Source organism: Bradyrhizobium sp. PRIMUS42 (genome assembly GCF_023006515.1).
Taxonomy (GTDB): Bacteria; Pseudomonadota; Alphaproteobacteria; order Rhizobiales; family Xanthobacteraceae; genus Bradyrhizobium.
On sequence record NZ_JALBGZ010000315.1, the window covers coordinates 1 to 7,066 of the forward strand.

Consider the following 7,066-nt stretch of genomic DNA (forward strand, 5'->3'; position numbering starts at 1 on the left):
AACACGTTGATATGCACCGCGGACGCACCGGACATGCCGGCACCCGATTCCGCAATGGTGCGCATCATGATCGCAGCTTCCGTGATGCCGAGCCCTGGCCGACGCCGAGCAGCGCGCCCATGCCAAGCTTCTGCATCGCCTTGACGTCGAGCACCTCGACCTTGACGCCGAGCTTGCGGAGCTGGCTGGCGCGGCGCGCGAATTCTTCCGGGAACAGCACGTTGGGCGGCTCGTTGACGAGGTCGCGCGCGATGATCACGCCGTCGACGACGTGGCCGGCCGCGGTAAACGCCTTCTTCGCAGCACTGGCATCGCCGACCGCAAGCGAGATTTCGGCGCGCGAGCCGCCCTCCTCGCCATCCTTCTTCTTGGTCTTGTAACGGTCGAACTTGTAGGCGCGTAAGCGAAGGCCCGAAGCGATCGCAACCGCCTGCTCGCTCGTCATGGCGCCATCGGGCAGCTCCGCCATAATTGTCATGGTGGTCGTCCCGGCGGCAAGCTTGCTCGCCGCCACACCGCCGAATTTGAGGAAATCGTTCGCCTTCAGGCCGGCTGCCTTGCCGGCGCCGATCACGAGCAGACGGGTGGCTTTCACCCCTTCCGGCGCCAGAATGTCCAGCGCGGCCCCGCTTTTACCTTTAAAGGCGGCGGCGGTGGCCGCGCGCTTCACGAGTTCGACAGCGCCGCCCAGCGCCTTGGCCGTCGCCGGACCGACCTTCAGGCTGTCGTCGCAGAACACGACCAGGATGCCACGGGCGGCAGCAGACAATGGGACGAAGCCGACCTTGATGGCATCGGACATAGGTAACTCCTTCAAAAATATTGGTCTTTCCGTCATTCACCGGCCCTGACCGTGCCGGACCTGAACGACGATTCACTGAGCCTTCCGCACTATGGGCCAGCGGCCCGGCAGATGCCAAGCACCCCCCGTGGCCTCAAGGCCACATCGAGTGAAATATTAACCATATATTGAGGGTGCCACGGGGCAGCCATTTTGTTGACGGATCAAAGGGATGGTAGTGAGAGAGTAAGCTGGCGGAAGAGGCGCTGGCCAACCTTGGGGATCCCCTCATCGGGGATTGGTTGGGCAGTGGAATTTCGGCCGACATGGGGACTTGGTGGGATTCGTGCGGTAGCGCATGGGGTCGATCGATAAGTATATCTTCCGCACGACGCTGGCGTCGTTTGCGCTGGTCCTGGTCAGCCTCACCGGCGTGATCTGGATTACGCAGGCGTTGCGCGGCATCGACCTGATGACGAGCCAGGGTCAGACCATCCTCACCTTCCTCGGCATCACCAGCCTGGTCGTGCCGGCCCTGGTCCTGATCATCTCGCCGATCGCGCTGATGATCGCGATCTCGCACACGCTGAACAAGCTCGCGACCGATTCCGAGATCATCGTGATGAATGCCGCCGGCTTCTCGCCGTTCCGGCTGTTCTTTCCGTTCTTCTACGCCACCTGTGTGGTGGCGCTGCTGGTTGCCTTCATCGCGGCCTATCTCGCCCCCGACGGCATGCGCCGGATCAAGCAGTGGGATGCCGAGATCACCGCGGACGTGCTCACCAACATCCTGCAGCCCGGCCGCTTCGCCCGGCTCGACGAGAACCTCACGATCCGGATTCGCGAACGCCAGCCCGGCGGCATCCTTGCCGGCATCTTCATCGACGACCGCCGCGACCCGAACGAGCGCGTCTCGATCGTCGCCGAACGCGGCGAGGTCGTGAAGAACGAGACCGGCTCGTTCCTGGTGCTGGAAACGGGCAATCTCCAGCGCTTCGAGGCGGGCAAGCGCGATCCGGCGCTGGTGGCTTTCGGCCGCTACGGCTTCGACATGTCGAAATTCTCCAAGGGCCGCGACGTCACCCTCGGCATTCGCGAGCTCTATCTCTGGGAGCTGCTCTCACCGTCCGAGAACGATCCCGTCTACAAGCAGATCCCCGGGCAGTTCCGCTCGGCCCTGCATGACAGCCTGCTCGCGCCGATCTATCCCTTCGCCTTTGCGGTGCTGACCTTCGCGTTCCTCGGGGCGCCGCGCACCACCCGCCAGAGCCGTAACTTCTCGATCGGCTCATCGATCATCGCGGTGTTCGGCCTGCGCATGGCGGGCTTTGCCTGCTCGGTGATGGCGGTGAAGTCGCCGGGGCCGGTGCTGCTGCAATACGCGATGGTTTTCGGCGCCATCGGCGTCGGGCTGTGGATGATCATCGGCGGCGTCGTGGTCGAGCCGCCCCCTGGCCTGATGGACGCCATCAACAGGTCGAACGCGCGCATCGCGCGGCTGTTCGGACGCCCGGCCACCGCATGAGCATGCTCACCAACACACTCGGGCGCTATTTCGCCGGCCGCTTCGTGGTTGCCGCGCTCGGCGTATTCGCGAGCATTTTCCTGCTGCTGGTGCTGGTCGACTACATCGAGATGGTGCGCAAGACCTCAGGGCTGGCATCGGCCTCGGCGCTCATGGTGGCCCAGACCTCGCTGTTCCGGGTGCCGCAGCTTTTGGAGAAGCTGACGCCGTTCTGCATGCTGGTCGGCGCCATGACCTGCTATCTCGCCCTCTCCCGCCGGCTCGAGCTCGTGGTGGCGCGCGCCGCCGGCATCTCCGCATGGCAGTTCATCTCGCCGGCGCTCGGCAGCGCGCTCCTGATCGGGGTGATCGCCACCGTCGCCTACAATCCGATGTCGGCCAATTTGCGCGAAGCTTCCAAGCGCATGGAGGCCGAGCTGTTCGGCTCGGCGCCCGGCGGCGGCATCCAGGACGCCTCCGGCTTCTGGCTCAACCAGGTGACCAGCGACGGCCAGACCATCATCAATGCGGCGCGCAGCGAGCAGCAGGGCGTCCGGCTCACGGGGCTCACGCTGTTCCGGTTCGACCCGGAGCAGCACTTCAAGGAGCGGGTCGAGGCGCGCGAGGCGACTCTCGAGACCGGCCGCTGGCTGTTCAAGGGCGTCCGCCGCTTCTCGCTGGACTCCCCGCCGGTCGACCAGGCCAGCCTGGAGATTCCGACGACCCTGACCGAGGCGCAGGTCCGCAACAGCTTTTCCACCCCCGAGACTGTGTCCTTTTGGCAACTACCGAGCTACATCCGCTCTTCCGAGAGCTCAGGCTTCGCGACAGCCGGATACCGACTCCAGTATCAGAAGCTTCTGGCGCAGCCATTTTTGCTGGCTGCCATGGTGATGCTCGCGGCCTCCGTGTCGTTGCGCTTCTTCCGGATGGGCGGCGTGCAAAAGATGGTTTTGAGTGGCGTGGGCGCAGGCTTTCTGCTCTACGTTCTGTCGAAAGTGACTGAAGACTTGAGCAAGGCTGAGTTGATGCATCCGATCGCTGCGGCGTGGTTGCCTGCGGTGGTAGGCGGCCTCACCGGCTTTTTGGCCTTGTTGTATCAGGAGGACGGTTAGTGACTGCCGTCCATGGAGGGCTCGTGTCTCGTTTGACGCGTCGCACCGTAGTGCGCGCGAACGGGAGCGGCTTGTCCATCCGCAGGCTGCTGCTGGCGGTCGCCGCCGTGGCATCGCTCGGCGGGCTGATCGATGTCGCCGCCGTGGCCCCCGCCTCCGCCCAGAGCTTCACCTACAATCCGCTGCCGCCGCGTCCGAAGCCGCCCAAGGCTCCCAACGACAACCAGATGCTGGTGCAGGCGACCGAGGTCGATTACGACTACAACAATTCGCGCGTCTCGGCGGTCGGTAACGTCCAGCTGTTCTACAACGGCACCAGCGTCGAAGCCGACAGGGTCATCTACGACCAGAAGACCAAGCGGCTGCATGCCGAAGGCAACATCCGCATGACGGATGCCGACGGCAAGATCACCTATGCCGAGATCATGGATCTCTCCGACGATTACCGCGACGGTTTCGTCGATTCGCTGCGCGTGGACACCGCCGACCAGACCCGCATGGCAGCGAGCCGCGCCGACCGCTCCAGCGGCAACTACACCGTGTTCGAGAACGGCGTCTACACGGCCTGCGCGCCGTGTAAGGACGATCCGAAGAAGCCGCCGCTGTGGCAGGTCAAGGGTGCGCGCATCATCCACGACCAGCAGGAGAAGATGCTGTACTTCGAGACGGCACAGATCGAGTTCTTCGGCGTGCCGATCGCCTACATGCCCTATTTCTCGACGCCCGACCCGACCGTGAAGCGCAAGAGCGGCTTCCTGATGCCGGGCTACTTTCCGGGCACGACGAACACCGGCTTCGGCGCCGAAGTTCCCTATTATTGGGCGATCGCGCCCGACATGGACGCAACCTTCACCCCCCGCTTCATGTCGCGGCAGGGCGTGATGCTGCAGGGCGAATTCCGTCAGCGCCTGATCGACGGCGCCTACCAGATCCGCGCCTACGGCATCGACCAGCTCGATCCCGGCGCCTTTGCGGGGCAGCCCGGCGACCGCCAGTTCCGCGGCGCCGTCGACACCAAGGGGCAGTTCGCGCTGAACGACAAATGGGTCTGGGGTTGGGACGGCGTCCTGATGTCCGACTACTATTTCTTCTCGGACTACCGGCTCTACCAGTACCGCGATCCGCTCGGCTCGTTCCTGCTGCTGCCGACGGAGGCGCTGTCGCAGCTCTATCTGACCGGCGTCGGCAACCGCAGCTTCTTCGACGCGCGCACGATGTACTGGCTGAGCTATTCGGGTAACCAGAGCCAGGTGCCGATCGTCTATCCGGTGATCGACTATTCCAACGTGCTCAACTATCCGGTCTTCGGCGGCGAGTTCAGCTACAAGACCAATTTCGTGAACATGTCGCGTGACCAGGCGGTGTTCGATCCGATCACCACGGTCGCCAACACCAGCAGCCTGTGCACGACGGCGTCGGCCGATCCGCTGGCCCGCACGCCGTCGCAGTGCCTGCTGCGCGGCTTCCCCGGCACCTATACCCGCCTCACGGCTGAAGCGCAGTGGCGCAAATCGTTCACCGATCCGCTCGGCCAGATCTGGACGCCGTTCGCCAGCCTGCGCGCCGACGCGATCAACTCCTCGGTCTCCAACCAGCCGGGCGTGTCGAACTATCTTCCCGTCGGCGACACCCAGGCGTTCCGCCTGATGCCGACCGTGGGCCTGGAATACCGCTATCCCTTCATCAACGTTCAGCCCTGGGGATCGACCACGGTCGAGCCGATCGCGCAGATCATCATCCGGCCGAACGAGACCTATGCCGGCAAGCTCCCGAACGAGGACGCCCAGAGCATGGTGTTCGACGCCTCGAACCTGTTCAGCGTCGACAAGTTCTCCGGCTACGACCGCGTCGAGGGCGGCGGCCGCGCCAATGTCGGCGTGCAGTCCACCACGCAGTTCGACAAGGGCGGCGCGGTCAAGGTGCTGTTCGGCCAGTCCTACCAGCTGTTCGGCATGAACTCCTTCGCGGTCCAGGACACCATCAATACCGGCCTCGATTCCGGCCTGGACAAGCCGCGTTCCGATTATGTCGCGAGCGCCAGCTACTCGCCGAACAGCACCTACACGTTCAGCGTCCGCTCCCGCATGGATGAGCAGACCTGGAACGTCCAGCGCTTCGAGGCGGAAGGCCGCGCCAATTTCAATCGCTGGGCGGTCGCCGTGCTGTACGGCAATTACGCGGCGCAGCCGGAACTCGGCTATCTGACCCGCCGCGAGGGCATCCTGACCTCGGGCTCGATCAAGATCGCCACCAACTGGGTGGTGTCGGGTTCGGCGCGGTGGGACCTCGAGGCCAACAAGATCAACCAGTATGTGCTCGGTGCCGGCTACGTCGACGATTGCTTCGTGCTGGCGGCGAACTACGTAACTTCGTATAGCTATTCTGCGGGCACCGCGCCGCCCGTACTGAGCCATGCGTTCATGTTCCAGATCGGCCTGCGCACGCTGGCGACCTCGTCGACGACCAGCAGTTCCGCCGGCCTCCAGTGAACGGTTTGAAGTGCCGGCCGCGCTTGCTCCCATCACAGGCTCGACGCGGTTGACATGCGAGCGACAATCATGACGACCCCATTGCCCGTCTTCCGCCTCCTGCTCGCCATCGGTGCCGGGCTGATCCTGACCGGACTGCCCTCGCCGTCGCGCGCGCAGAACATCGTCGTCATGGTCAACGGCGATCCGATCACGGATTTCGACATCGATCAGCGCGCCAAGCTCGACCAGCTGACGACGCAGAAGACCCCGCCCCGGCAGGAGGTCATCAACGAGCTGATCGACGACAAGGTGAAGCTCAAGGAAGGCAAGAAATTCGGGGTCGATCCCGGCGTCTCCGACGTCAACCAGTCCTACGAGGGCATGGCGCAGCGCATGCGCATCTCGCCGGAGCAGCTCACCAAGTCGCTCGAATCCAAAGGCGTCCGCCCCGAAACGCTGAAGGGCCGCATGAAGGCCGAGATGGTCTGGACCAGCCTGGTGCGCGGCCGCTTCAAGGAGAAGCTGCTCGTCGGCGAGCGCGACGTCGCGCAGGCCGTGCAGGCCCAGACCGGCGACAAGCTTCAGATCGAAGGCACCGAATACAAGATGCAGCCGATCGTGCTGATCGTGCCGCGCGGCTCGTCCGCGGCGTTCCTGGAAACACGCAAGAAGGAAGCCGAGACCTATCGCTCACGCGTCGGAAGCTGCGAGGAAGCCAATTCGCTGTTCCGCTCGACGCCGAATGCCACCATCCGCGACACCGTCACCAAGACCACCGCGGAGCTGCCCGAGCCGCTGCGCAAGGTGCTCGACGATACGCCGATCGGCCATTTGACCGCGCCCGAGATGACCAAGAACGGCATCGAGATGGTGGTGCTGTGCGCGCGCAAGCCGACCATGATCGACACGCCGAAGAAGCGCGAGGTCCGCGAGAAGATGTATCAGGAGAAGTACGAGAAGACCCAGAAGGCCTATCTCGACGACCTCCGCAAGGCGGCGATGATCGAATATCGCAACCGCTGATGGCCCATCGCGCAGCAAAGCCGCTTCCCCTTGCCCTGACCCTGGGAGAGCCCGCCGGCATCGGTCCCGACATCACGATCGCAGCCTGGCTAAGGCGCAGCGAGCTGAACCTGCCCGCCTTCTACCTGCGCGGCGACGAGGCGCTGATCGCGCAGCGCGCCAAGGCGCTCGG

General features: G+C 64.4%; 4 protein-coding genes and 2 pseudogenes. 5 read left to right on the plus strand and 1 reads right to left on the minus strand.

From position 1 onward, the window contains the following. Positions 1-85 precede the first annotated feature (85 nt). Positions 86-802 (minus strand): annotated as a pseudogene (locus MOV75_RS21780) (M17 family peptidase N-terminal domain-containing protein); the annotation flags it as partial. Positions 803-1,139: 337 nt separating this feature from the next. On the opposite strand from MOV75_RS21780, the gene lptF reads away from it, so the two are divergent. The 5 genes and pseudogenes from lptF to pdxA form a co-directional block, all read left to right on the plus strand. Then, a complete protein-coding gene (gene lptF / locus MOV75_RS21785) occupies positions 1,140-2,306 on the plus strand; it encodes an LPS export ABC transporter permease LptF (protein ID WP_246927857.1) in 1,167 nt (388 codons plus the stop codon). Then, complete coding sequence (gene lptG, locus MOV75_RS21790) at positions 2,303-3,400, plus strand: LPS export ABC transporter permease LptG (protein ID WP_247006580.1); 1,098 nt, start codon at positions 2,303-2,305, stop codon at positions 3,398-3,400. The genes lptF and lptG overlap by 4 nt, the downstream gene beginning before the upstream one ends. Continuing rightward, complete coding sequence (locus MOV75_RS21795) at positions 3,400-5,889, plus strand: LPS-assembly protein LptD (RefSeq protein WP_246927864.1); 2,490 nt, start codon at positions 3,400-3,402, stop codon at positions 5,887-5,889. The genes lptG and MOV75_RS21795 overlap by 1 nt, the downstream gene beginning before the upstream one ends. Positions 5,890-5,958: 69 nt before the next feature. After that, the gene (locus MOV75_RS21800; RefSeq protein ID WP_246927867.1) at positions 5,959-6,894 is read left to right on the plus strand and encodes a peptidylprolyl isomerase; all 936 of its coding nucleotides are present in this window, start codon (positions 5,959-5,961) and stop codon (positions 6,892-6,894) included. Then, positions 6,894-7,066, plus strand: a pseudogene (gene pdxA / locus MOV75_RS21805) (4-hydroxythreonine-4-phosphate dehydrogenase); the annotation flags it as partial. The gene MOV75_RS21800 and the pseudogene pdxA, both read left to right, overlap by 1 nt.